Source organism: Pseudomonas farris (assembly GCF_019145235.1).
In the GTDB taxonomy this organism is placed as follows: Bacteria; Pseudomonadota; Gammaproteobacteria; order Pseudomonadales; family Pseudomonadaceae; genus Aquipseudomonas; species Aquipseudomonas farris.
On record NZ_JAHSTV010000002.1, the window covers coordinates 587074 to 613811 of the forward strand.

General features: G+C 61.0%; 21 protein-coding genes. 17 read left to right on the forward strand and 4 right to left on the reverse strand.

What is annotated here, in order from left to right:
• The first annotated feature begins 43 nt into the window (after positions 1-43).
• Positions 44-1387 carry an OprD family porin gene (locus KVG95_RS05830; protein WP_217854870.1) on the forward strand — a complete coding sequence of 448 codons (1344 nt, stop codon included), beginning with the start codon at positions 44-46 and terminating at the stop codon, positions 1385-1387.
• A 174-nt stretch (positions 1388-1561) separates the two neighbouring features.
• On the opposite strand, the gene KVG95_RS05835 is transcribed toward KVG95_RS05830, so the two are convergent.
• Complete coding sequence (locus KVG95_RS05835) at positions 1562-2275, reverse strand: cupin domain-containing protein (RefSeq protein ID WP_217854871.1); 714 nt, start codon at positions 2273-2275, stop codon at positions 1562-1564.
• Between the two features lie 69 nt (positions 2276-2344).
• Complete coding sequence (locus KVG95_RS05840; RefSeq protein ID WP_217854872.1) at positions 2345-3199, reverse strand: GNAT family N-acetyltransferase; 855 nt, start codon at positions 3197-3199, stop codon at positions 2345-2347.
• 240 nt (positions 3200-3439) lie between these two features.
• Here KVG95_RS05840 and KVG95_RS05845 point away from each other — a divergent pair, with 240 nt between their 5' ends.
• From KVG95_RS05845 to KVG95_RS05905, 13 genes are all read left to right on the forward strand, one after another.
• Positions 3440-4912, forward strand: a complete 1473-nt coding sequence (locus KVG95_RS05845) for an aldehyde dehydrogenase family protein (RefSeq protein WP_217854873.1) — start codon at positions 3440-3442, stop codon at positions 4910-4912.
• Positions 4913-5347: 435 nt separating this feature from the next.
• Positions 5348-6016 (forward strand): haloacid dehalogenase type II, encoded by a 669-nt coding sequence (locus tag KVG95_RS05850; protein ID WP_123359468.1) that lies wholly within the window; start codon positions 5348-5350, stop codon positions 6014-6016.
• Between the two features lie 45 nt (positions 6017-6061).
• Positions 6062-7336, forward strand: coding sequence for an NAD(P)/FAD-dependent oxidoreductase (locus tag KVG95_RS05855; protein WP_217854874.1), 1275 nt, complete (start codon positions 6062-6064; stop codon positions 7334-7336).
• A 94-nt stretch (positions 7337-7430) separates the two neighbouring features.
• Complete coding sequence (locus tag KVG95_RS05860) at positions 7431-9068, forward strand: ABC transporter substrate-binding protein (RefSeq protein WP_201060413.1); 1638 nt, start codon at positions 7431-7433, stop codon at positions 9066-9068.
• A 47-nt stretch (positions 9069-9115) separates the two neighbouring features.
• Complete coding sequence (locus tag KVG95_RS05865) at positions 9116-10072, forward strand: ABC transporter permease (RefSeq protein WP_123359465.1); 957 nt, start codon at positions 9116-9118, stop codon at positions 10070-10072.
• Entirely contained in the window at positions 10069-10944 is an 876-nt protein-coding gene (locus tag KVG95_RS05870; RefSeq protein WP_123359464.1) for an ABC transporter permease, read from the forward strand. Before KVG95_RS05865 ends, KVG95_RS05870 begins: the two co-directional genes overlap by 4 nt.
• A 1-nt stretch (position 10945) precedes the next feature.
• Positions 10946-12787, forward strand: a complete 1842-nt coding sequence (locus tag KVG95_RS05875) for an ABC transporter ATP-binding protein (RefSeq protein ID WP_217854875.1) — start codon at positions 10946-10948, stop codon at positions 12785-12787.
• Positions 12784-13092, forward strand: a complete 309-nt coding sequence (locus KVG95_RS05880; protein ID WP_217854876.1) for a (2Fe-2S)-binding protein — start codon at positions 12784-12786, stop codon at positions 13090-13092. The genes KVG95_RS05875 and KVG95_RS05880 overlap by 4 nt, the downstream gene beginning before the upstream one ends.
• Complete coding sequence (locus KVG95_RS05885; RefSeq protein ID WP_217854877.1) at positions 13074-14450, forward strand: FAD/NAD(P)-dependent oxidoreductase; 1377 nt, start codon at positions 13074-13076, stop codon at positions 14448-14450. The genes KVG95_RS05880 and KVG95_RS05885 overlap by 19 nt, the downstream gene beginning before the upstream one ends.
• A complete protein-coding gene (locus tag KVG95_RS05890; RefSeq protein WP_217854878.1) occupies positions 14447-15616 on the forward strand; it encodes an NAD(P)/FAD-dependent oxidoreductase in 1170 nt (389 codons plus the stop codon). The genes KVG95_RS05885 and KVG95_RS05890 overlap by 4 nt, the downstream gene beginning before the upstream one ends.
• Positions 15613-16770 (forward strand): acetylornithine deacetylase, encoded by a 1158-nt coding sequence (gene argE / locus KVG95_RS05895; protein WP_217854879.1) that lies wholly within the window; start codon positions 15613-15615, stop codon positions 16768-16770. The genes KVG95_RS05890 and argE overlap by 4 nt, the downstream gene beginning before the upstream one ends.
• A gap of 262 nt (positions 16771-17032) precedes the next feature.
• A complete protein-coding gene (locus tag KVG95_RS05900) occupies positions 17033-18490 on the forward strand; it encodes an NAD-dependent succinate-semialdehyde dehydrogenase (protein WP_123722799.1) in 1458 nt (485 codons plus the stop codon).
• 35 nt (positions 18491-18525) lie between these two features.
• Positions 18526-19605 carry a tartrate dehydrogenase gene (locus KVG95_RS05905; RefSeq protein ID WP_217854880.1) on the forward strand — a complete coding sequence of 360 codons (1080 nt, stop codon included), beginning with the start codon at positions 18526-18528 and terminating at the stop codon, positions 19603-19605.
• A gap of 127 nt (positions 19606-19732) precedes the next feature.
• Here the strand turns inward: KVG95_RS05905 and KVG95_RS05910 are convergent, their stop codons facing one another.
• On the reverse strand, positions 19733-19957 hold the full coding sequence (locus KVG95_RS05910) for a YgdI/YgdR family lipoprotein (protein WP_038983339.1): 225 nt from the start codon (positions 19955-19957) through the stop codon (positions 19733-19735).
• Positions 19958-20165: 208 nt separating this feature from the next.
• Here KVG95_RS05910 and KVG95_RS05915 point away from each other — a divergent pair, with 208 nt between their 5' ends.
• The 3 genes from KVG95_RS05915 to KVG95_RS05925 all read left to right on the forward strand — a co-directional run bounded on the left by KVG95_RS05915 (position 20166) and on the right by KVG95_RS05925 (position 26117).
• Positions 20166-21830, forward strand: a complete 1665-nt coding sequence (locus KVG95_RS05915) for a VRR-NUC domain-containing protein (protein WP_217854881.1) — start codon at positions 20166-20168, stop codon at positions 21828-21830.
• Positions 21827-24094, forward strand: coding sequence for a helicase C-terminal domain-containing protein (locus KVG95_RS05920; protein ID WP_217854882.1), 2268 nt, complete (start codon positions 21827-21829; stop codon positions 24092-24094). Before KVG95_RS05915 ends, KVG95_RS05920 begins: the two co-directional genes overlap by 4 nt.
• Positions 24095-24194: 100 nt before the next feature.
• Positions 24195-26117: a hybrid sensor histidine kinase/response regulator gene (locus KVG95_RS05925; protein WP_217854883.1), complete on the forward strand. Its 1923-nt coding sequence runs from the start codon at positions 24195-24197 to the stop codon at positions 26115-26117.
• A 121-nt stretch (positions 26118-26238) separates the two neighbouring features.
• On the opposite strand, the gene KVG95_RS05930 is transcribed toward KVG95_RS05925, so the two are convergent.
• The gene (locus tag KVG95_RS05930; RefSeq protein WP_052963312.1) at positions 26239-26715 is read right to left on the reverse strand and encodes a PA2171 family ribosome-binding persister protein; all 477 of its coding nucleotides are present in this window, start codon (positions 26713-26715) and stop codon (positions 26239-26241) included.
• Positions 26716-26738: the final 23 nt, after the last annotated feature.

Genomic DNA, 26738 nt, shown 5'->3' on the forward strand with positions numbered 1-26738 from the left:
TTGCAGACCCGCTACGTACGACTGATTTTCCAGGAGTCAAACTGTGAAGACATTGACCACGCACGCCCTGCTTTTGGCATTGGGAGGGCAAAGCCTGCTCGCTCAGGCATCGGAACAAGACAATGCCAAAGGTTTTTTAGAGGACGGCCAATGGAACCTGCTCAATCGCAGCGTCTATGACCGTCGCGATTATGAACACGGCTCGCTTAGTAATGGCGCACGCAACGCCTATAAATCCAGGGCCCAGCGCAGTGATCTGGCGGAGGAATGGGCTTACGGTCTGATGGCCGATGTGGCCTCGGGTTTCACCACCGGCACCGTAGGCTTTGGGCTGGACGCGCACCTGTATTCCGGCTGGCAACTGGACAGCGGAGGCGGGCGTGCCGGCAAGGCCCGACTGCTGGGCGTCGACAACGAAGGTCACCCCAAAGACGAGTTCAGCCGAGGCGGCGCGGTGGCCAAGCTGCGTTTCTCCTCCACCGAATTACGTTACGGCGAGCAGCGAGTGAAAACCCCGGTGTTCGGCTCTTCCGACAGTCGCTTGTTACCCGAGACCGCCACCGGCTGGCTGTTGACCAGCCGCGAACTGCCCGGCACCACGCTGTATGGCGGGCACTTCAATGAGAGTACCGACCGTAACGCCAGCAGCCATGACCAAGGCTTCGTGGTCAATTACTCCAACGGTAAACAAGGCAACAGCTTCGACTTGATTGGTGCGCGCAACACCTCGATCAAAGGGCTCAACGCCAGCCTGTTCAGTGCGGTGTATGACGATACCTGGCGTCAGCACTATTTGGGCGCGGTCTACACGCAGCCGTTGGCCGAAGGCCAGGACCTGATCTTCGACCTCAATCTGTATCGCACCCAGGACACCGGCAAAGCCTTGTCGGGCGGAATCGACAACACCACCTGGAGTTTTCTCTCCACCTACAAGGTCGGCTCCCACAGCTTCGGCCTGGGTTATCAAAAGGTCGACGGCGACACGCCCTTCGACTACGTGACCCGCGGTGCGATCTACCTGAGCAACGCGGTGGCGCTGTCTGACTTCAACGCGCCCGAGGAAGCATCCTGGCAAGCCCGCTACGATCTGAACATGGCCGGCTACGGCGTTCCCGGCCTGACCTTCGGCGCACTGTATGTACGCGGCAGCGGCATCGATGGCACTCACATGGACCCGAACGGCGGTTACAAATGGTTGGGCTACGGGCAGGGTGGCAAACATTGGGAACGTGATCTGCAAGCCAAGTACGTAGTGCAGTCGGGACCGGCGAAAAACCTCGGGTTTACCCTGCGGCATGCGGTCCACCGGGGGAATTCGGCGCAGGCCGAGCTGGATGCCAATCAGATTCGTCTGGCGATTGAATACCCGTTGGGTGGGAAGTTCTAAGACAAGCAGGCTCGCTCCCACAAGGGATTTGTGGTGAACCCGTTTTTTTGCGAACGCCACAGATCCAATGTGGGAGCGGGCTTGCTCGCGAAGGCGGACTTACATTCAACCCGGATACTGAATGTTATGGCCTCTTCGCGAGCAAGCCCGCTCCCACATAGTGCTTCATGGCATTTATTTAACGGCGTAAACCTTGCGCACATACCGCGCACTGCTCCAGGCGCACGGTGCGCCTTGCGGTACGAACACGGTGTCGCCGGGGTTGACGGTTACGCTGGTTCCATCCGGTGCCTGCAAGGTCACGCTGCCTTCGAGCAGGTGCATCAGCTCGTTGAGTTTGTGCGCTCGGCCATGGCGGGTGTACGGCGTCGAATCCCAGACACCGACGCGCAGATCAGTGGCGTCATCTTCGAAGGCATTGCGGGATCGGCACTGCGGTGTAGGTCCGATCAGTATTTGCGGTTCCGGTGCCGCCGAAGGTGACAGCATCGCCAACGGGTCGAGGGCTGTCAGCCCCGGCGTCGATTCGGCAGTGGGGATGCTGACGGTGCAGAAGGCCCAGCAAGTGCCCGGTTGCGGCTGAACTCGCAGGGTCGTACCACGACCGATCACAGCGCTGGCACCGATCCCCAGTTCCAGCGTCTGTTCCCGGGATTGCAGCACGACATGCCCGGCGTGGACCACGATCACTTCGGTGTGCGGAAAGTCATCGATATCGAGGGTTTCGCTGGTGTGAACGATGCCCGCCGATACGCCGTCGGGCCCGATGTAGGCGACCTGACGAGCGCCCATGAACGGATCGATGGAGCTCAAGGGGGCTGCTTTGAAAGGCGTAGAAATACGGCTGCCGTCGGCGCGAGCCAACAGCAGAACGGTAGGTTGAGACATACGGGTGACGCTCCCTGCAAATGGGGGATAGAAGGTGTTGGATGGCGCTTGCTTCATCGCGCGCCGGGGTCAACCAATGGCTTGGGTGACGAGGGCAAATTGGCGGACGCCGTTGACCGCTTGCGGCGGTGTGCCGAGTGCCATTTGTGCCACAGTGTCGACCTGCTTGAGACCGGCCTGCTCCAGCCATTCGCCCAAGCCACTGTCCGCCGGAATGTCGATCCGCACGAAAGCCTCCGGCACCTGGGCCAACAACATGGCGATCAGGTGTTTGGCCTGCTCGGGGGTTTCAGCGATGACCGGACCGAGGCAACGACCACGACCGAAAGGGCGCAGCAGGGCAAAGGCACGCAATTGACCGTCGCGCTCGATGCCCACCGATTGCTCGACCACCCCGAACAGATCCGTGAGCACCGCTTGGCGGTCCAGCCCGCTGCCGGCGTTGGCCAGCTCCAGTTGACGCGCCTGATCAGCCGCGCGCAACGGGCGACATTCTTCACCGTCCGCCAGTGCTTCCAGCGCGGGTGCTTGCGCCTGGCCTTGATGCTGCTGAACCCGGCCGAATTCGACAAAACCCTGGCTGACGTAAAGCGGTGCGCCGGCGAGGGTGGCATTGAGCATCGGCGTGCATGAGTGGCAAGCCTCCAGTGCGTATTCCATCAATCGACGACCAATCCCCTTGCCTTGATAGTCGTCACTGACGATCACCAGGCCGATGGTCGCGAACTTGCCTTGCGGGCAGGTGAATGCGCTGCCGATCAGTCGCTCACCATCGAGCACCACAAAGCCTTCGCTGACCCGCTGCAACATCGCCCAGTCTTCCAGGCGATGGGGCCACTTCAACTGCACGGACAAGGCATGGGCCGAAGGAGTATCGGCGGCAGTCATCGGCCGATAGACATAAGAAGGTTGCGAGGCGGACATGGCGAGTCTCCGTTTTCAGTGTGCGCAATCAACCGGTTTTCCGGCGCTAGGGTGCCTGTATCCCATCTGCGTGAAGGCCTGACAAGGGGGCCTGGAAGATTCGGCAGATTCCTCACGTCGCAGGCCTGCAGACCACACTTACTACTAAATTGCCCCATAAGGTCGGCAGCAAATGCTTGGGCTTTTTTTCTACGATGGAAGCCTGAGTTCACGCCTCGCCGTCCCTTTTTGGAGTGCTCCATGGATAGCTTCGATCCTTGCCTTATCGCTGTGCGCAGCGCTCACTTTATTGCCGGTCACTACCGCGATGCCCAACCGGGACTGGAGGTGGTTCGCCCTTCGGACGGCCAGGCCTATGCCCAGTTGCCGATCGCCGATGCCGACCTGGTGGATGAGGCGGTCAATGATGCCTGGCAGGCTTTTAATCGCAGCGACTGGGCCAGTCGTCCACCCCGGGAACGGGCGCGTGTCATGCGCCGCTGGGCCGATCTGATCGAAGCCGATGCCGCCATTCTGGCGCCGCTGGAAGCGGTGGGTTCGACCCGCCCACATAAAGATGTGATCGCCTGGGACATTCCTTATGTTGCCGAGGGCATTCGTTTCTTTGCCGAACTGGCGGACAAGCACGGCGGCCATGTCGCGGCCACGCAGACTGATCGATTGGGCATGCAGATCGCCGAACCGTACGGTGTGATCGCGGCCATTGCGCCGTGGAATTTCCCGTTAAGCATGGCCTCCTGGAAAGTCGCTCCGGCACTGGCCGCCGGTAATGCCGTGGTGCTCAAGCCGTCGGAGCTGACGCCGTTCTCCAGCCTGCGCTTCGCCGAGCTGGCGCTGCAGGCGGGTATTCCAGCAGGGATTTTCAACGTGGTGCAGGGCGATGGCCGCGTCACCGGCGATGCCTTGTGCCGTCATCCACGGGTGGGCAAGGTCACCTTCACCGGGTCCACGGCGACCGGGTCGAGCATCATGTCTACCTGCGCGCTGGTGGGGCCGAAACCGGTGACGCTGGAGCTGGGCGGCAAGAGTCCGCAACTGGTGTTCGCCGACGTGCCGGACATCGCGACAACCGCGCGCACCGTGGCGCTGGCCATCACCGGCAACGCCGGGCAGGTGTGCGTGTCCGGTTCGCGGCTGTTGATTGAGCGTTCGATCATGGAACCGTTCATTGCGCACTTGCAGGCGTATTTCGAAGAACTGCGCCCGGGGCCGACCTGGTCGTCCGAGAGCACGCTGTCGCCGATCATTTCCCGGCTGCAGGCCAGCCGCATTGACGGCATCGTCCAGCGCTCCCTTCAGGCTGGGGCCGAAGTGTTGACCGGCGGTGGCTTGTTCGAAGGGCTGGGTGGTGCTTATTACCAACCGACCTTGTTGGCGGGTCTGGACAACCACAACCCGGCGGTCTGCGAAGAAATCTTCGGCCCGGTGCTGACGGTGCAGGCGTTCGATGATGAAGAGCAGGCATTGAGCCTGGCCGCACACGCCACCTACGGCCTGGCGGCGGGGGTGCACACCGCTGACATCAATCGTGCGTTGCGGTTGGTCCGGCGTCTGGAAGCGGGCACGGTGTGGGTCAACCGTTACGGACGCAGCAACGACTACATCCTGCCGACCGGCGGCTACAAACGCTCCGGCATCGGCAAGGACCTGGGGCGCGAAGCGTTCGAAGCCAACTTGCGCTTCAAGAGCGTGCTGATCGATATCGTGCAATAACGCCTGACACATAACCCTGTGGTGAGGCGGCCTGTGGCTAGGGAGCAAGCTCCCTAGCCACAGGGATCCGCTGACCGTTGATCGTCGACAGGTTTCAAATCGCACCCAAACGGGCGCTTCCTCACCGAAGCGCCCGTTTTCGTTCCGCCCGGCGCAGGTTCTGCCGTGAATGCGGGCGTTATTGAGCCTCGCGCGGCCATCAAGGTCCATAAAAGCGCACAAATACGGGGTTTGCCCAAGGCTGGAGCGAGCCGCAAAGTCTGCTGAGGGGGGTGGCTAAAACGGTGGTTTGTATCAAGCAGAGGTCGCTTTTAACGCCATCTGCTGGTTTCACGGTGTTGTAATGACGGTGTGCTGCAGCGTTGCATCGCCGCTCCCGAAACGCAGCGAATACCTGTCGCGCCATGACCTCAACGAACTTCAGGACCGCACTCAATGAGCTTTCTTCGCCCCAAATTCATTACGTTCGACTGCTACGGTACGCTGACCAATTTCCACATGGGCACGATGACTCGCGAACTGTTCGCCGATCGCGTGGTACCCGAGCAGATGGATCAGTTCGTCAAGGACTTCTCCGCCTATCGTCTGGATCAAGTGATGGGTGACTGGATGCCATATGACGAAATCCTCAAGACCTCACTGGCGCGAGTCTGTAAGCGTTGGGGCATCGAATACCGTGACGAAGGTCAGCTGTATTACGACGCCGTGCCGACCTGGGGCCCACACCCGGACGTGCCGGCCGGCCTGTCGAAAATTGCTGACAAGATTCCTCTGGTGATTTTCTCCAACGCCAGCGACAGCCAGATCATGTCCAACGTCGACAAACTCGGCGCGCCGTTTCACAAGGTTTTCACCGCCGAACAGGCCCAGGCCTACAAGCCGCGTCTGGCCGCATTCGAGTTCATGCTCGATAACCTCAACTGCGGCCCGGAAGACATCTTGCATGTGTCTTCGAGTTTCCGTTACGACCTGATGCCGGCCCACGACATGAAGATCAAGAACAAGGCCTTTGTCGCCCGCGGTCACGAGGTTCCGGGCAATGCGTTCTACGGCTACCAGCAGATCACCGACATCGGTGGGCTGGCGGCGCTGGTCGGTCTCTGAGTCGAACGGTAACGGCATTCTTCATTTGGCATAGGCGGGTTAGACATGGGCAGTGAATCCTACTGGCTCGACACCGCACCGGCGTTTACCGGTGCTCAGCTCGGTGCATTGCCCGGGCAGGTCGACGTGGCCATCGTCGGTGGTGGTTTCACCGGCCTGGCGGCGGCGCGGGCATTGGCGCTGAAGGGCGCCAGTGTGGTGGTGCTGGAAGCCGGAAGGGTGATCGGCGAAGCCTCCGGGCGCAACGGCGGCCAGTGCAATACCGGCGTTGCCCAGGACTACGCCGGGCTGAGCGCCAGCCTCGGTGCCGACAAGGTCCGCGCTTATTACCAGGCCTATGAAAGCGCGGTGCAGAGCGTGGTGTCGCTGGTGGAGCAGGAGCAGATCGCCTGCGACCTCAAGCGCAACGGCAAGCTCAAGCTGGCGGCCAAACCGATGCACTACGAAGGCCTGGCGCGTACCTGCGAATTGATTCGCCAGGAAGTCGATGCCGAGGTCGAGCTGCTGTCCGCCGAACAGACCCGCGCCGAAGTGAATTCCGCTCAGTTCCACGGCGGCTTGCTGCAACGCAACGGCGTGCAGATGCACGTTGGGCGTTTCGGCGTCGGTCTGGCCGAGGCCGCGGCACGTCACGGTGCGTTGATCCATCAAGGGACGTCAGTGACGGACTGGAAAGCCCAGGCCGGCGGCTATCGGGTCAATACCAGCAAGGGTTCGCTGCACGCCGGGCAAGTATTGCTGGCGACCGGCGCCTGCCAGCACGGCGGTTTAGGTTGGTATCGGCGGCGGATCGTGCCGGTCGGCAGTTTCGTGATCGCCACTGAGGTGCTGCCACAGTTTCTCATCGATCAGCTGCTGCCCGGTCGGCGTGCCTATGTCACCAGCCGCATGATTGGTAACTACTTTCGCCTGACCCCGGACAACCGCTTGCTGTTCGGCGGGCGTGCGCGGTTTGCGATGTCCGACAGCGTGTCCGACGCCAAGAGCGGCAAGGTGCTGCAAGCGGCGATGGTGCAGATGTTCCCGCAGTTGGCCAACGTCAAGATCGATTACTGCTGGGGCGGACTGGTGGACATGACCTCCGACCGCTTGCCTCGCGCCGGTCAGCACGGCGGTGTTTATCACTCCATGGGCTACAGCGGCCATGGCGTACAGATGTCGGTGCACATGGGGCAGGTCATGGCCGAGGTGATGGCCGGCAAGGTCGAGGCTAACCCCTGGCGCGAACTCGACTGGCCGGCGATCCCCGGGCATTTCGGCAAGCCGTGGTTCCTGCCGTTCGTGGGCGCTTATTACCGTTTCCAGGACTATTTGCATTGAGTTGATGTTGTGGCGTCACCGTCGTTTGCGTTTCCAGGACGCCCCGGATATCCGTGGGCACTCGAGCCTCATTTTTTCGACAGGTACAACTGATATGACTGACAACAAAATCGACTCGACACTGATTTCCGGCCAGGAAAGTCTGCGGGTATTCGAAGGCCTCAATCGCGGCATGTCGCGCCGCAACGCCTTGCAGATGCTCGGCGTGGCGGGTGTCGCCGCAGCGGGTGCCGGTAGCCTGTTCGGCGCCGCCGGCAAATTGTTCGCCGAAGAAGCAGCGACCCCGGGCAAAGGCAAGCCGGGCGGGCGGATTCGCGTCGCCGGCATGTCCAGCTCCACCGCCGATACCCTGGACCCGGCCAAGGGCGCGCTGTCCACTGACTACGTGCGCCACTTCATGTTCTACAACGGCCTGACCCGTTTCGACAGCCATCTGGTGCCGCAACTGGAACTGGCCGAGCGCATCGACAACACCGACGCGACGCTGTGGATCATCACCCTGCGCAAGGACGTGACCTTCCACAACGGCAAAACCCTGAGCGCCGCCGACGTGGTGTACTCGCTGTCGCGCCACAAGGACCCGTTGACCGGTTCCAAGGTCATGCCGCTGATGGCGCAGTTCGAGGAGATCAAGGCCACCGGCACCCACGAAGTGCAGATCCGCCTGAGCGCGCCGAACGCCGAACTGCCGTCGATCCTCGCCGTGTCGCACCTGATGATCGTTCCCGAAGGCACCACCGACTTCAATCAGGGCATCGGCACCGGGCCGTTCAAGGTCAAGGAATTCAAACCGGGCGTGCGCTCGATTGCCGCGCGCAACACCGGCTACTGGAAACCGGGCCTGCCGTACCTGGACGAGATCGAATTCATTGCGATTGGCGACGAACCATCACGGATCAATGCGTTGCTGTCGGGCGACGTGCACATCATCAACGAGGTCAACCCACGCTCGACCACGCGGATCAAGGCCAGCACCACCCACCGCGTCGTCGATGCACCGTCGGGCAACTACACGGACCTGATCATCCGTCAGGACCAGATGCCGGGTAAAAGTGCGGAATTCACTCAGGCCATGAAGTACCTGCTGGACCGTGAACAGGTCAAATCCGCGGTGTTCCGTGGCTTTGCCGTGGTCGGTAACGACCATCCGATTTCCCCTGGTTCGCGCTATTACAACGCCGACCTGCCACAGCGGGTCTACGACCCGGAAAAAGCCAAATTCCTGCTGAAGAAGGCCGGCATGGAAAGTATCAGCATGCCGCTAATGTGCTCACCGGCCGCAACCGGTTCGGTAGACATCGCCGTGCTGTTACAGCAATCGGCGAAACAGGCCGGGCTCAAACTCGACGTCAACCGCCTGCCCAGCGATGGCTACTGGTCCAACCACTGGATGAAGCACCCGTTGAGCTTCGGCAACATCAACCCACGGCCGAACGCCGACGTGATGTTCTCGCAGTTCTTCCAGTCGAGCGCGCCCTGGAACGAGTCGGGCTGGAAGAACGATCAGTTCGACCAGTTGCTGATGCTCGCCCGCGGTGAAACCGACGACGCCAAACGCAGCAAGATGTACGCCGACATGCAGGCCCTGGTGCACGACCACAGCGGCATCGGCGTGCCGGTGTTCATCAGCAACATCGATGGCGTCGACCAGCGCATCAAAGGCTACGGCAGCAACCCGTTGGGCGGTTTCATGGGCTACATGTTCGCCGAGCAGATCTGGCTGGATGCTTGATCGGCCGCACACGCGTGTAAGCGGGGATATTGCATGAGGGTAGGGCGATGAATAGCAACACACTGTGGTTGATCGGCCGGCGCCTGGGCGCGGCGGTCGTGACCTTGTTGATCGTGTCCATGGTGGTTTTCGCCATCACGGCGGTACTGCCGGGGGACGCGGCGCAACAGGCTCTCGGGCAATTCGCCACGCCGGAACAGGTGGCGGCCTTGCGCCTGAAACTGGGGCTGGATCAACCCGGTGTGGTGCGTTACCTGCATTGGTTGATGAACCTGCTCAGCGGTGACATGGGGCAGTCGGTGTCCAACGCCATGCCGGTCAGCGACTTGATGGCCGGGCGGGTGCCCAACACGCTGATGCTGGCGGCCGTCACGGCGCTGGTGTCGGTGCCGGTGGCGCTGATCCTCGGCATCGGTTCGGCCATGGGCCGCGGCGGGCGCATCGACAGCTTCCTCAGCTTTGTCACCCTGGCCCTGGTCGCGGTGCCGGAGTTTCTAGTGGCGACCCTGGCGGTGCTGATTTTTGCGGTAAACCTGGGCTGGCTGTCGGCGTTGTCCTATGCCAGCGACATCACCTCACCGCTGCAATTTCTGCGCACCTACGCCTTGCCGGTGATGACGCTGTGCTGCGTGATTGTCGCGCAAATGGCGCGCATGACCCGGGCGGCGGTGATCGATCAACTCGACAGTGCCTATGTGGAAATGGCCCGGCTCAAAGGCGTGAGCCCGATGCGAATCGTCCTGCGCCATGCCTTGCCCAACGCCATCGGGCCGATTGCCAATGCCATCGCCCTGAGCCTGTCCTACCTGCTGGGTGGGGTGGTGATCGTCGAGACCATCTTCAACTATCCCGGCATCGCCAGCCTGATGGTCGATGCGGTGACCAACCGCGACATGGCGCTGGTTCAGGCCTGCACCATGCTGTTTTGTACGGCGTACCTGGGGTTGGTGCTGATTGCCGACCTGTGCGCGATTCTTTCCAATCCGAGGCTGAGAAACCAATGAACGATCTCATTGCGAAATCGGCGCCTGCCGGCCCCGAACTGGCGCTGGGCAAGGTCTCCCATGGGCCGTCGTGGCTTGGTCTGGTCGGCGCTGCGATGTGTGTGATCTGGTTGCTGGTGGCCATCTTCGGTCCGTGGCTGGCGCCGCACCCGGTGGGCGAAGTGATCTCCGACAACGTCTTCGACAGCCTCAGCGCGGCTTACCCGTTGGGCACTGATTACCTGGGCCGCGACATGCTCAGCCGCATCCTCGTCGGCGCGCGGTTCACCGTTGGCCTGGCGTTGATTTCGGCAGTGCTGGCCAGCACGCTGGGCACCGGATGTGCGTTGCTGTCGGTGGTCTCGCCGAAGTGGCTGGACGAGGTGATCAGCCGGTTGATGGATGCCTTTATTTCCATTCCGAGCAAGATGCTGGCGCTGATCATGGTCTCGGCTTTCGGCTCCTCGGTGCTGTTGCTGATCTGCACCGCGGTGCTGAGTTTCACCCCCGGTGCATTCCGCATCGCCCGCAGCATGGCGGTGAACATCGAAGCGCTGGAATACGTGCAAGTGGCCCGCACCCGTGGCGAACGCCGGCTGTACATCGCGTGCGTGGAAATCTTGCCGAACATGCTTAACCCAGTGTTGACGGATCTGGGACTGCGCTTCGGTTTCATCGTGCTGCTGCTCAGTGGCATGAGCTTCCTCGGCCTGGGCGTGCAACCACCGGATGCAGACCTTGGCTCGCTGGTACGGGAAAACATCGGCGGTCTCAATCAGGGCGCGCCAGCCATCGTGATTCCGGCGCTGGCCATCGGCACTCTGACCATCGGCGTGAATCTGTTCATCGACCGACTGTCGTCACGGCGTAGTCGACGTGCGGGAGGTCATTGAAATGAGTGATTTGATTCGAGTCGAAGACCTGCGCGTGGTCGCTTGTGGTGAGCGCGGCGAGGTGGAAATCGTCAAGGGCGTGAGCTTCTCCCTGGCAAAAGGTGAAGTGCTGGCACTGATCGGTGAGTCTGGCTCCGGCAAGACCACCATCGCCCTGGCGTTGCTCGGCTATGCCCGGCGCGGTTGCCGGTTGGCGGGCGGGGTGGTGCAGGTCGGCGAACACGACATGCTGGCGTTGAGCGAAAACGAGCTGCAAGGCCTGCGCGGCAATCGGGTGTCCTATATCGCCCAGAGTGCCGCCGCCGCGTTCAACCCGGCGAAAAAGCTTATCGACCAAGTGGTGGAGGGCGCCTTGATTCACGGATTGGGCAGTCGGGCCGTGCTTGAAGCCAAAGCCATCGAACTGTTCCGCGACCTGGCCCTGCCGGATCCCGATCACATCGGTCAGCGTTATCCGCATCAGGTGTCCGGCGGGCAGTTGCAACGAGTGATGGCGGCCATGGCGCTGATCAGCGATCCATTGCTGGTGGTGCTCGACGAGCCAACCACCGCCCTCGACGTGACCACCCAGATCGACGTGCTGCGCGCCTTCAAACGCGTGGTCCGCGAGCGTGGCGCGACGGCGGTCTATGTGTCCCACGACTTGGCGGTCGTAGCGCAAATGGCTGATCAGATTGTGGTGCTCAACGGCGGGCAAATCTTTGAGCAGAGCGCCACCGCGCCGTTGCTCAAAGCCCCGGCCCACGAATACACCCGCAGCCTGCTGCTGGCGGCCCGTCCGGATACGACAATTCGCCCGCCTTGCGGCATCGCCGAAGAAACGCCGCTGCTGACCATCCAGGGGCTGACCGCCGGTTACGGCAACAAGAATATGCAAGGCATGCCGGCAATCCGCGTGCTGGAAGACATCGACCTGACTGTGCGCCGGGGCCAGGCCATCGGCGTGATCGGGGAGTCGGGTTCCGGCAAGTCGACCCTGGCGCGGGTGGTGGCCGGGTTGCTGACGCCGGCATTGGGCGGCCTGACCTTCGATGGTCAGCCACTGGGCGGCAGCCTGTCCGAGCGCACTGACGAGCAGTTCCGACGGATTCAAATGGTGTTCCAGAACGCCGACACCGCGCTCAACCCGATGCACAGTGTTGGCACCATTCTGAGTCGTCCGCTGAAGATGTACTTCGGCCTCAAGGGCGCCGCACTGCGCGAGCGTATCGGCGAACTGCTGGACCTGGTGCGCCTGCCGCGAGCCATGGCCGAACGACGCCCGAATGAACTCTCCGGCGGGCAAAAGCAGCGGGTCAACCTGGCCCGTGCCTTGGCGGCGAAACCGGACCTGATCCTTTGCGATGAAGTGACCTCGGCGCTGGATACCGTGGTCGGCGCGGCGATTCTTGAACTGCTGCGCGATCTGCGCCAGCAACTGGGCGTGTCGTATCTGTTCATCAGCCATGACATCTCCACGGTGCGGGCGCTGTGCGACGACATTGTGGTGATGTACAGCGGCCACAAGGTTCAGGCCGGCACTCGGCAGTCTTTCGCGCAGGCACCGTTCCACCCCTACACCGACCTGTTGATCCATTCGGTGCCGGAGCTGCAACAGGGCTGGCTGGAAAACTGCGGCACCACTTGCGGCACGCTGCCGCCGATCGGCGCCAAGGCCAATGTGCCTGAGCTGTGCACCTTCCTCAGTCGCTGCCCGGTGCGGGTCGACGGCCTGTGCAATCACACCGCGCCGAACCGCCGGATCATCGACGGAGGCAGTGAAATCCTTTGCCATCACGACAGTGCCGAGTTGCTGAAAACTCAGCGGGACTTAACCACCATGAGCCTGGGAGCCTACGCATGAACGGGCGTTTTGTGAGGCTGGCCGAGCAGGGCCGGCCGACCGTCAAACTGACGGTGGACGGTTCGCCCATCGAGGCTTTGCAGGGCGACACCCTGATGGTCGCATTGCTGACCCAGGGCAACGCGCTGCGCCAATCGGAATTCGATTCGGGCCGCCGCGCCGGTTTCTGCCTGATGGGTGCCTGCCAGGATTGCTGGGTCTGGACCCGTAGCGGCGAACGCCTGCGCGCCTGCTCCAATGAAGTCCGCGAAGGGCTGGACATCATCACCACACAACCGGAGGCGATATGGCCACTGCGCGGATAGTCATTGTTGGCGCCGGGCCCGCCGGCATTCGCTGTGCCGAAACCCTGTTGGCGGCTGGCCTCAAACCGATCCTGATCGACGAGAATCGCCGGGACGGCGGGCAGATCTACCGTCGCCAGCCTGAAGGGTTTACCCGGGACTACGTCACCTTGTATGGCACCGAAGCCGCCAAGGCCAAGGATTTGCACCAGAGCTTCGACCGTTTGCGCGGGCAGATCGACTACCGCCCGGACACGCTGGTGTGGAACCTGACGCCGGGGCAATTGTGCTGCGTCAGCCAGGGCAAGCACTCGACGGTGGATTACGACGCGCTGATCCTGTGCACTGGCGCCACTGACCGCTTGATGCCGACTGAGGGTTGGCAATTGGCGGGCACCTACAGCCTCGGCGGGGCGCAGATCGCGCTCAAGTCCCAGGCGGTTTCCATTGGCCACCGCGTGGTGTTCATGGGCAGCGGGCCGCTGCTGTATCTGGTTGCCAGCCAATACGTCAAAGCCGGGGCCTCGGTCGCGGCGGTGCTCGACACTTCGCCGCGGATCAAGCGCATCGGCGCCTTGCCCAAGTTGTTGGCGCGGCCGGGGTTGCTGTTCACCGGGATGAAACTGCTGGCGCAGCTTTATCGGGCGAAGATCCCGGTGCACTTGGGGATCAACCCCCTGCAAGTGCTGGGTGACGCCGCCAGCGGGGTCAGTGGTGTGCGGATCAGCATGGCGAAAGGCGAAACCCTGACGATCGATTGCGATGCCGTGGCCCTGGGTTATCACTTGCGCCCGGAAACCCAATTGGCCGACCTGGCTGGTTGCCGCATGCGCTTTGACGAGGCTTCCAGTCAATGGTGGCTGGCTGTCGATGAAGCGGGTCGCACCTCGGTCAGCGGTGTGTATGCCGCCGGGGACGGTTCGAAGATTCGCGGCGCCGATGCCGCCGAGCATGCCGGGCGACTGGTGGCGATGGCGTTGCTGGAAGATTTGCAGCAACCGGTGAACATCGGGTTGCGTGACGAACAACGGCACGCCTTGGCGGTGATGGATCAGTTTCGCCTCGGCCTGGCCCAGGCGTTTCCCTGGCCTGCGGCGCAGGCCAAAGCGCTACCGGATTCAGCCATCGTCTGCCGCTGCGAGATGATCAGCGCCGGCGAGTTGCGCCGCACCGTGAGCGAGAAGGGCGCCTGTGAAGTCAATCGGGCAAAGGCCTTCAGTCGGGTCGGCATGGGCCGTTGTCAGGGCCGTTATTGCTCCCAGGCCGGGGCCGAGGTGATTGCCGCCGCCGCGGGCGTCAGCGTGCAACAGGTCGGTCGGCAGCGTGGTCAAGCGCCGGTCAAACCCCTTTCGATGCTCACCGAGGAGGTGTCGCCATGATGCTACACAAAGCCGATGTCGTGATTGTCGGCGGCGGCCTGATGGGCTCGGCGGCGGCGTTTTTCCTGCGCCAGCGCGGGCAGTCGGTGATTCTGCTGGAACGCGATCAGATCGGCCAGTACGCCAGCGGCGTGAACTTCGGCAACGTTCGGCGCCAGGGGCGATTCCTCGGGCAACTGGAATTGGCCAATCGGTCCTGGGCGTTGTGGAGACGCCTGCCGGAATTGATCGACGACGACCTCGAATTCATCGCCAGCGGGCACATGCGCGTGTGTTATCGCGAAGACGAAATCCCTGAGCTTGAAGCTTACGCGGCGGCGCCCGAGGCGGCGCAGCTGGATTTGAAGATCTATCGCGGCGCTGAGCTGCACGAGCGCTTTCCATTCCTCGGGCCGGAGGTGAAGGGCGGTTCTTATGCGCCCCACGACGGCCACGCCAATCCGCGACTGGCCGCTCCGGCATTTGCCCGGGCGGCACGACGCCTCGGTGCGCGGATCGAGGAACAGACCGAAGTCGCCGATGTGCAGAAGGTCGGCGGCGAGTTCACGGTGACCACCACCGATGGCCGTCAATTCAGCGCCGAGCGCTTGCTGATCACGGCCGGTGCCTGGGGCCAGAAACTCTCGGAGCAGTTCGGCGAACCGGTGCCGCTGGACACCCACGGCCCGCAAATGGCCGTGACCGAACCGGTGCCTTACGCCTTGCCGACGGTGATCGGCGTGTACACCAAAATTCCCGAAGAAGTGATCTACTTCCGGCAGATCCCGCGCGGCAACATCATCATCGGCGGCGGTTACCGGAGCAAACCGGACATGCTCAACCGCCGGGCCTATGTCGAGCCGCGCAGTATTCTCAATCAGATGGACCAGATGCGCCGCCTGCTGCCGGGTGTCGGCAACCTGAACATCATCCGTGTGTGGAGCGGCATCGAAGGCTATCTACCCGATTCCCTGCCGGTGATGGGGCCGAGCGGCAACGTTGACGGCTTGTACTACGCATTCGGCTTCTGCGGTCACGGCTTCCAACTCGGCCCTGGTGTCGGCGATGTGATGGCTGAACTGATCAGCACCGGCAGCACTAGCACCTCGATTGAGCCGTTCTCCATCCGCCGGTTCGCCTCTTCAGCCGAGCAACGGACAACTGAGCAACGGAGCAGGGCCTCATGAAACCCCGTGTACTGGAAATTCTCAAACGCCTGATGGCCTTCGACACCGTATCGTCGGAGTCGAACATGGCCCTGATCGAGTACGTGCGTGACCTGTTGCTGAGCAAGGGCATCGAGTCGTTGATCGTCAAGGACGAAACAGGCAAAAAGGCCAACCTGTTCGCCAGCACCGGCCCCAAGGAGTTGCCGGGGATTTTGCTGTCCGGGCACACCGATGTAGTGCCGGCTGCGGGGCAGGCCTGGACCTTTCCAGCGTTTCAGGCGACGGTGCAAGACGGCCGGGTTTACGGCCGTGGCAGTTGCGACATGAAGGGGTTTATTGCTTTGGCGATCGACGCCATGCTCGATGCCGCCGACCATTCCTTGAGCCGACCGCTTCAAATCGCTCTGTCCCATGACGAAGAGACTGGTTGTGTGGGGGTTCGACGTTTGCTCGATGTGCTGCATCTGGCGCCGGTGCGGCCGTTTTTGTGCCTGATCGGTGAGCCGACCAATATGCAGTTCGTGCTGGGGCACAAGGGCAAGGGTTCTTACCGCACTTACTGTCGTGGGCTGGAGGCGCATTCCTCCCTGGCACCGCGTTCGGTCAATGCGATTCACGTGGCCTGCGATTTCATCGCGGCACTGCGCCAGAGCCAGCAGCAACTGCAAGCGCAGGGCGCGCAGGATGCCGACTACGACGTACCTTACAGCACCGTGCATGTCGGGCAGATTGTCGGCGGCAAGGCGCTGAACATCGTGCCCAACCTGTGCACCCTGGATTTCGAGGTGCGTAACTTGCCGGCGGACAATCTGGATCAGTTCCTGGAACAGATGCGCGAGCGTGCCGAAGTGATCGTGCGCGAGGCCAAAAAACTGTCCAGTGTCGCAGCGATCGACATTGAAACGGTCAACGTCTATCCCGGCCTCGATACCCACCCGAGCGTTGAAGCGGTGCGCTTCCTGAAAAACTTCGCCGCCCCGGACACCGGCACCGCCAAAGTCTCGTTCGGCACCGAAGGCGGGTTGTTCAAGCAGCGTCTGGATGTGCCAGTGGTGGTCTGCGGCCCTGGCTCAATCGAACAGGCGCACAAGCCGGATGAGTTTATCGAGATCAGCCAGATGGAGGCTGGTGAGCGGTTTCTTGAAGGGTTGCTCGGTTCCCTGAAACTGTAATCAGGTCTTGCGGGTAAATGGAGATCAAATGTGGGAGCGGGCTTGCTCGCGAAGGCGTCGGGTCAGGCGACATCCATATCGACTGGAGGGACACCTTCGCGAGCAAGCCCGCTCCCACAGGGTTTTGTGTTTACCCTTAAGCTCGGTAGAGCCTGCCGTCCCACCGCAAATTTCAGCATCCAACACTGCCCATCAAACGCTTTCAGCATCCTCATCCGTGGCATCTCCCTAGACTGGAAATGTCTCGGATCAGGACTCGACCATGCTCAAGAATCGTTTGAAAGACCCCAGCCTTCTGGCAGAACTCGCTTACCTCGACGGGCAGTGGATCGGCGCCGATAACGCCGCAACCCTGGACGTCATCGACCCGGCCACCGGCCAATTGCTCGCCCGAGTCCCGGCCATGCAAGGCGCGGAAACCCGGCGTGCCATCGAAGCCGCCGAACGCGCCTGGCCTGCATGGCGCGCACGCCCGGCGGCGGAACGTGCGGCGCTGCTGGAGCGCTGGTATCAGGCGATGATCGACAACCTCGACGACCTCGCCTTGATCATGACCTGCGAGCAGGGCAAACCGCTGAACGAGGCCAAGGGCGAAATCCGCTACGGCGCCGGGTTCGTCAAGTGGTTCGCCGAAGAGGCTCGCCGGGTCTATGGCGAAACCATGCCGGCCCCCAGTGGCGACCGCCGCCTGCTGACGCTCAAGCAACCGGTGGGCGTGTGCGCCGCCATCACCCCGTGGAATTTCCCCAACGCGATGATCACTCGCAAGTGCGCGCCGGCCCTGGCTGCCGGATGCCCGATCATCGTCAAACCTTCGGACCTGACCCCGCTGTCGGCCCTGGCCCTGGCGGTACTCGCCGAGCGTGTCGGCATTCCGCCTGGGGTGTTCAACGTGTTGACCGGGATGCCCGCCGGCATCGGCGAAGAGCTGACCGGCAACCCGACGGTGCGCAAAATCTCCTTCACCGGCTCCACCGCGGTCGGTCGCCTGCTGATGCGCCAGAGCGCCGAACACATCAAGCGCTTGAGCCTGGAACTGGGCGGTAACGCACCGTTCATTGTGTTCGACGACGCCGATCTGGAACAGGCAGTCGCCGGCATCATGCTCAGCAAGTTCCGCAACGCCGGCCAGACCTGCGTCTGCGCCAACCGCATTCTGGTGCAGGACGGCATCTACGAACGCTTCGCTCAGCGATTGGTGGAAGAGGTGGGCAAGCTCAAAGTCGGCAATGGCCTGGACGCCGACGTCACCATCGGCCCGCTGATCAACCCGGCAGCGGTGAGCAAGGTCGCCCGGCACATCGACGATGCCCTGAGCCAGGGTGCGCGTTTGCTCTGCGGCGGTATTCCCGAAGGCGACAATCAGTTCGTTCAGCCAACCGTCCTCGGCGACACCCACGCCGGCATGCTCCTGGCCAACGAAGAAACCTTCGGCCCGGTGGCGCCGTTGATGCGTTTTACCCTTGAGGCCGAAGCGCTCGCATTGGCCAATGCCACGCCTTATGGCCTGGGCGCCTACTATTTCACTCAGGACTTGCGTCGTTCATGGCGTTTCGGCGAGGCGCTGGAGTTCGGCATGGTCGGTCTCAACACCGGGATCATTTCCATGGAAGTCGCGCCGTTCGGCGGCATCAAGCAGTCGGGCCTTGGCCGTGAAGGCAGCAAGTACGGCCTGGACGAATACCTTGAAGTCAAAGCCTTCCACATCGGCGGGCTGTGATAACGATTGCACAGCCATTTTGCGAGGCATGATTAATGAGTAAACCATTCAGAATCGCCGCGATTGCTGGCGATGGCATCGGCAAGGAAGTCCTGCCGGAAGGATTGCGGGTACTGGAGCAAGCCGCGAAGAAGTGGCAGCTCGATTTGAGCATCGAAGTGCTCGACTGGGCTCACTGCGATTACTACCTGGAACACGGGCAGATGATGCCCGACGACTGGTTCGAGCAACTCAAGGGGTTCGACGCCATCTACTTCGGCGCCGTGGGCTGGCCGGACAAGGTGCCGGATCACATTTCCCTGTGGGGCTCGCTGCTGAAGTTTCGCCGCGACTTCGACCAGTACGTGAACATTCGCCCGGTGCGCTTGTTTCCCGGTGTGCCGTGCCCACTGGCCGGGCGCAAACCGGGCGACATCGATTTCGTGGTGATCCGCGAGAACACCGAGGGCGAGTATTCTTCGGTCGGCGGCAAGATGTTTGAAGGCACCGAGCATGAGTTCGTGCTGCAAGAGTCGGTGTTCTCTCGGCGTGGCGTGGACCGGATTCTCAAGTTCGCCTTCGACCTGGCCCAGACCCGACCGCGCAAACGCCTGACGGCGGCGACCAAGTCCAACGGGATATCCATCAGCATGCCGTACTGGGACGAGCGCACGGCGTTGATGGCCGCGCAGTACCCGGACATCACTTGGGACAAGCAACACATCGACATCCTCTGCGCGCGTTTTGTGCTGCAACCGGACCGGTTCGATGTGGTGGTGGCGTCGAATCTGTTTGGCGACATCCTGTCCGACCTCGGCCCGGCCTGTGCCGGCACCATCGGCATTGCGCCGTCGGCCAACCTTGATCCCGAGCGGCGTTTTCCGTCGCTGTTCGAACCGGTGCACGGTTCGGCCCCGGACATCTACGGGCGCAACATCGCCAACCCGGTCGCCATGATCTGGTCCGGTGCGTTGATGCTGGATTTTCTGGGGAACGGTGATGAGCGTTATCGCGCCGCGCACGACGGGATTCTGCAGGCGATCGAACGGGTGATTGCCGAGGGGCCGATCACGCCGGATCTGGGCGGGAAGGGCTCGACCCAGGAGGTCGGAAAGGCGATTGCAGAAGCGCTCTAAAACCCCGGTGCGATGAAAATTTTGTAGGAGCGAGGCTTGCCCGCGAAAAATGCACTGCGGTTTATCAGGCATTACGCGTCATCGTTCTTCGCGGGCAAGCCTCGCTCCTACAGGATCTACGTTGGGATCAGTCTTCCTTGCGAACCGTGGCCACTTCATCGGCCCGGACTTTCACTTTCGCCCCGGAAATATCTTCAAATTCGTAGAAGCCATCCTCGGTTTTGGTGTTCGGCATGTCCTTGGTCAAATACTGGGTGCCGTTCTGCAGGGTCACGACCGTTGGCGTCGAGCAGCCGGCCAAGGCCAAAAAGGCCGCTACTGCCAGGGGCAAACCCAGAGTCTTGATATTCATACACACCTCTCATCACTGAATAAAAACAGCGCGACAGCCCCGCTTGAGGTCAATCGTCGCTGTGCCTCTACCGCGGTTTGTGCGATGGAATGGCAGAAAGTTCGATGGTCACCCGAAAATTGCCGAATAGCGTCGCCACTGATCCTTTTCCGTTTGCACCGGGTGGGGCATAGCTGGTATCTGTACGCATAACCAGTACTCGTTTGCCATGGCCCTTTTGCCCGTGATTGTAAATCCTCTCGATGATCCGTTCTATTACTTGAACAACTTCATGCAAGTGCTTGATTGGCTTGAGCATCGTTATGCCGATGTGTTGAGCGTCGAGGAGCAGGATTTCATCCATGACTTCAATCGACTGCCCCGCGAGTCCCAAGCCCTGCTGGTGAGACTTGTGATGCGCAAGGGCGTGCATTTCAGGGCCGGCAAACTGAGTTACGTCGAGATCGGCGACATCGACAGCGCTGCGGCGCCGCTATTGGTATCGGGCTGGATCGATGAGCAGTCGCCGTTGCACATCGAGGACTTGTTCGAGGTGTTGCTCAAGGCCGAGATTCTCCAGTGCTTTGGCGACGCCATCGATCAGCCCAAAGGCAAAAAGACCGATTGGCTGCCGATCCTGAGCGAGCAGTTCCCCGAAGCGCAAAGTTTTGCCCAGTGGTGTCCGGCACTCAATGACCGGTTGTTCAGCCTGACCGTCATGGGCTTGTGTGACCGGTTGCGGCTGATGTTCTTCGGCAACCTTTACCAGGACTGGTCGGAATTCGTGCTGGCCGACCTGGGCATCTTTACCTACGAAAAAGTCGAGTTCTGCGCCGAGTCTCGAGGCTTGCGCAGTCGCGAAGACGTCGATGCCTGCCTGTTCCTGCACAGTTGTCAGCAGCGTTTCGAAACCGGTGAAGCGGTGGCGGCGATTGTCGAGCAGATCAACGGACTGCAGCTCGACAATCCCTGGCTGCAAAAACGTCGGGGCAAACTGCTGTTCCAGATCGGTCAGCATTGCGAACGCATCGCGGATTTTTCCGTCGCCCTGAGCCTCTACCGCGAATGCGACTATCCCGGCGCACGTCTACGGCTGATTCGGGTGCTGGAGCGCTGTGCTGAATATCAACTGGCCATGGACCTGGCCGCCCACGCCGAACAAGCCCCCGAAAGCGCCGCCGAGCATCAGCATTTATTGCGTGTGCTGCCCAGACTGCGGCGCAAACTGGGCGGGCCGCCAATCAAGCGGCCAACCCCTCGGGCCATGCAGCGCCTGGACCTGCAACTGCCCAGACACGATCCGGCGTTGTCGGTGGAGTCTTACGTTCAAGCACATCTGGCGCAGGAGTCGCCGGTGCATTACGTCGAGAACAGCCTGATCAACTCACTGTTCGGCCTGCTGTGCTGGCCAGCGATTTTCGCGCCATTGCCGGGGGCGTTTTTTCACCCGTTCCAGCGCGGGCCGGTGGACCTGCTCAACGAAGATTTTCATGCGCGGCGCGCGGATCTGTTCCAGACCTGCCTCGCTGAACTCGATGACGGGCGTTATGTGCAAACGGTTCGCGAGCGTTACAGCGCCAAGTGGGGCGTGCAGTCACCGTTCGTATTCTGGGGGGCTCTGAGCGAGGAACTGCTGGAGCAGGCACTCGATTGTCTGCCCGCCGAGCACCTCAAACACTGGTTCAATCGACTGCTGCTCGACATCAAGGCCAACCGCGCCGGCATGCCGGACCTGATTCAGTTTTGGCCGCAAGACAAAACCTACCGGATGATCGAAGTCAAAGGCCCCGGCGATCGGTTGCAAGACAATCAATTGCGCTGGCTGGAATTCTGTCACGAGCACCAGATGCCAATCGCCGTGTGCTACGTGCAATGGGCGGAGCAGGGCGCGTGAGCTACAGCATTGCGGTGCGCGCGCTGTGTGAATTCACCGCCAAGGTCGGCGATCTCGACCTGCGCTTTACCCCGTCGCCGACTGCGCTGGAAGGCATCGTCGGACATCGCACTGTGGCGTCACGGCGTAGCGAGGGTTACCAGAATGAGGTCGCGCTTGAGGGCCAGTATCGAACCTTGACCGTGAAAGGCCGGGCGGACGGCTACGATCCGGCGCAAAACTGCCTCGAAGAAGTCAAAACCTACCGTGGCGACCTGAGCAAACAACCTGCTAACCACCGCCAATTGCACTGGGCGCAGGCGAAGATCTACGGTGGGTTGATGTGCCAGAAACTGCAGTTGAAGCAGATTAATCTGGCGCTGGTGTACTTCGATATCGTCAGCGAAAAGGAAACCTGCCTGGTCGAGGCCTTCAGCGCCGCCGAATTGCAGTTGTTTTTCGAACATCATTGCGGGTTGTTCCTGCACTGGGCCGAGCAGGAAATGGCCCATCGCGAAGGGCGCAATCTGGCGGCGCAACAGCTGACATTTCCCCATGCCGATTTTCGTCCCGGACAACGGCATCTGGCCGAATCGGTGTTCAAGGCTGTCAGCACCGGTCGCTGCCTGATGGCCCAGGCACCGACCGGTATCGGCAAGACCGTTGGCACGCTGTTCCCGATGCTCAAGGCGCTGGCGCCGCAGCAACTGGATAAGGTGTTTTTCCTAACGGCGAAAACTCCCGGGCGCAAATTGGCGCTGGACGCCGCTCAGGTCATCCTCGACAGCGCCGATGCTCCGCCATTGCGCGTTCTCGAGATGATCGCCCGGGACAAGGCTTGCGAGCATCCGGACAAGGCCTGCCATGGCGAGTCCTGCCCGTTGGCCCAGGGCTTTTATGATCGTCTGCCGGCCGCGCGTCAGGCCGCCAGCCAACTGAGCCTGCTGAACCAGAGTGCCTTGCGCGAGGTTGCCCTGCAGCATGACGTTTGCCCCTACTACCTGAGCCAGGAAATGGCCCGCTGGGCGGACGTGGTCGTCGCTGACTACAACTACTATTTCGACTTCAGCGCATTGCTGTTCGGGCTGGCCCAGGCCAATAACTGGAAAGTCGCGGTGCTGGTGGACGAGGCTCACAACCTGGTGGAGCGTGGCCGGCAGATGTACAGCGCCAGCCTTGATCAGGCGACATTGAACAGCGTGCGAAAAACCGCGCCTGAGCCACTGAAGAGATCCTTGCAGCGGGTCAATCGCGAATGGAACGCCCTGCATGATCAGCAACTGAGCCCCTATCAGGCCTACGACAAAGCCCCGGAAAAACTGCTTCAGGCGCTCTCCTTATGCTGCGCGAGCATCGGCGACTACCTCAATGATCACCCTCAGGGCCTGGACAGCGGGTTGCAGAATTTTTACTTCGACATGCTGCAATTCGGCCGCGTGGCTGAACTGTTCGATGAGCATTTCCTGTTCGACATCAGCAAACGCGACCTCGACCGCAAGCGCAACCTGTCGCAACTGTGCCTGCGCAATGTGGTGCCCGCCGCTTTCATTCGCCCGCGCCTGACTGCTGCGCGTAGCTCCGTGCTGTTTTCCGCCACCCTGAGCCCTCGGCATTACTATGCCGATTTGCTGGGAACACCGGCGAATACAGTCTGGATTGATGTGGAATCGCCGTTCAGCGCCGAACAGTTGCAAGTGCACATCGTCAGCCAGATTTCGACCCGCTATGTCCATCGTCAGGCATCCCTTGAGCCCATTGTCGAGCTGATCGCCAAACAGTTCACCCAACGCCCCGGTAACTACCTGGCATTTTTCAGCAGCTTCGATTATTTGCAGCAAGTGGCCCAGTTGTTGGCCGAACGGCATCCGCACATCACGCTGTGGTCGCAGTCCCGGGGAATGGGGGAAGGGCCGCGTCAGGCGTTTCTCGATCAATTCACCCTCCATAGTCAGGGCGTAGGGTTTGCGGTTTTGGGTGGCGCATTCGGCGAAGGCATCGATCTGCCCGGCGCGCGGTTGATTGGTGCATTCATTGCCACCCTGGGTCTGGCGCAACTGAATCCGGTCAACGAACAGATGAAACAGCGCATGGCGGCGATTTTCGGTGCCGGGTATGACTACACCTATCTGTTTCCTGGCGTGCAGAAAGTCGTGCAAGCAGCGGGGCGGGTGATCCGCACTCAGCAGGATCAAGGGGTGGTGATGCTGATCGATGACCGGTTTGGCGAGAGCAAGGTCAAGCAATTGCTGCCCCGTTGGTGGTCGATGGAATCGGCGCCTTTTTAGCCTGTTGAGTAGTGCTCCCACCAACGTATTGGTATTTTTGAATTTCCAAACGAGCGGTTTGTCGCATACTCCAGACGAACAACAATAGGGACAGGGATCCATGAGCGATGACCGGACCAAGACCAATGCCATGGAGGAGATGCGCTTTCGTCTGCTGATCGATGCCGTGGTCGACTATGCGATCTACATGATTGACCCCGATGGCATCATCACCAGTTGGAACGCTGGCGCCAAGCGTTTCAAAGGGTATGAGGAAGCGGAAATTCTCGGCCAGCATTTCTCGCGTTTCTATACCGAAGTGGACCGCAAGGCCGGTTTGCCTCAGCGCGCCCTTGATACCGCTATTCACGAAGGGCGTTTCGAGGGCGAAGGCTGGCGGGTTCGCAAGGACGGCACGCATTTCTGGTCCCACATCATCATCGATCCCATTCTGGATCCGTCGGGCAAATTGCTGGGTTTTGCCAAGATCACCCGGGATTTGACCGACCGAAAAATGGCTGAAGAAACCCTCAAACAAAGTGAGCAGCAGTTCCGGCTGCTGGTGCAGAGCGTCACCGACTACGCCATCTATATGCTCGCCCCGGATGGACGCCTGACCAACTGGAATCTGGGGGCTCAGCGAATCAAGGGGTATCGCCCCGAAGAAGTGATCGGCCAGCATTTCTCGATGTTTTACACCCCTGAAGACCGTGAAGCCGGTGAACCGCAACGCGCGCTGGAAATCGCTACGCGCGAGGGGCGATTCGAAAACAAGGCCTGGCGCATGCGCAAGGACGGCACGCGGTTTTTCGCGCATGTGGTGGTCGACCCGATTTGGGGCGAAACCGGCACGTTGCTGGGATTTGCCAAGATCACTCGGGATATCACCGAGGTCACCCAGGCCCAGCAAGCGCTTGAAAAAACCCGAGAAGCGTTGTTTCAGGCGCAAAAGATGCAGGCCATCGGTCAACTCAGCGGAGGGATTGCCCACGACTTCAATAATTTGCTGACCGTTATCCTCGGCAATCTGGAAATCATTCGCAAACGTGCGGCGGACGACCCGAGAATTACCCGTTTGCTCGACAATGCCACTCAAGGCGCCTTGCGTGGCGTTTCCTTGACCCAGCGCATGTTGGCGTTTGCCAGGCGTCAGGAACTCAAGACCGAATCCGTCGAGATACCAACGCTGATACAGGGGATTACCGGGCTGTTGCGCAGCTCTCTGGGGCCGTCGGTGAGCATAGAAACGCGCTTTGCGCCTGGACTTGAACCGGTCATGGCCGACGTCAATCAGCTCGAACTGGCGGTACTGAACTTGGCGACCAACGCCCGCGATGCCATGCCCGACGGTGGAAAACTCATCATCAGAGCCCAGACAGAAGAGGTCTGCGATCAGTCGAGATTAGCCCTGGCGCCAGGCCGCTATGTCTGCCTGAGTGTCACGGATATAGGGGAGGGCATGGATGACGCTACCCTGGCGTCGGCAATGGACCCTTTCTTCACCACAAAAGGCGTCGGCAAAGGCACTGGCCTGGGGTTGTCGATGGTTCACGGGTTTACTGAACAACTGGGTGGACGTTTCATCCTCAAAAGCCAGAAAGACGTCGGCACCACCGCCGAACTCTGGTTACCTGTTGCGCTAGCCAACGCGACCACCGAGCCCGCTGTTGAGGAGGCCGCCATGTCGCGGGTACCTCGTCTGTGTGTGTTGGTCGTGGACGACGACAGTCTGGTGTTGACCAGTACCAGCCTGTTGCTTGAGGACCTGGGCCATCGGGTGATCAGTGCAGCGTCCGGCGCACAGGCACTGGAGCTGTTCGACAGCGAGCACGACGTTGACCTGGTCATTACAGACATGGTCATGCCCAAGATGAGTGGCGCGCAATTGGCGCAGGCTATTCGGGTGATAAGGCCACACCTGCCGATCATCCTCGCCACCGGTTATGCGGAGCGCCTGGAAGGCTTCGCGGCCAGACTTCCACGCCTGTCCAAGCCCTTTACCCAACTTAATCTGGTGGAAGTCATTGCCTTGGCGATGAAGTGACACCTTCCGTTCGGGGCATGGTGGTGCTCCTTTGTGGCGAGCGAGCTTGCTCCCTCGCCACAGGTTTCTCACTGACTCAAAACTCTCGTAAGTCATTCGCCGGGCTTTGCTCTTCCCTCCATCAAGCAGCGAGATTGGGCGCGCCCAGCTCTTTTTTGTATCGGGCTTTCAGGGTTTCCATTTCTGCACCCAATTCGTCGAGCGTCGTTTTGCCCAGTAGTTTTTTGGCCTGAGGAAACATTTCCTTTTCCTCTTCTTCAATGTGATGTTCCAGCAACTCCTTGACCACTTTCACTCGACCGGAAAATTCGACGGTAGAGGGATCAGTGGTTTTCAGGTCGGGAAGCACCAGCGTATCGACGGTGCGATGTTCTTCCTTGGCTTCGTAATACATGATGTCCTGCTCTTTGCCCCCGGCTTTTTTATACGCCGGATACAAGACTTCCTCTTCCAGACGGGTATGGATCTTGATTTCCATTTCCAGTTTGGCCAGCAACTCGGTGCGCTTTTTAACCCCACGCTCGGTGGACTCGCTCAACTGGGCCAGGATGCCTTTTACGCGTTCATGGTCGGCTTTCAACAGGTCAATGGCGTTCATGGTCAAACCTCTTGTTTAGTCAC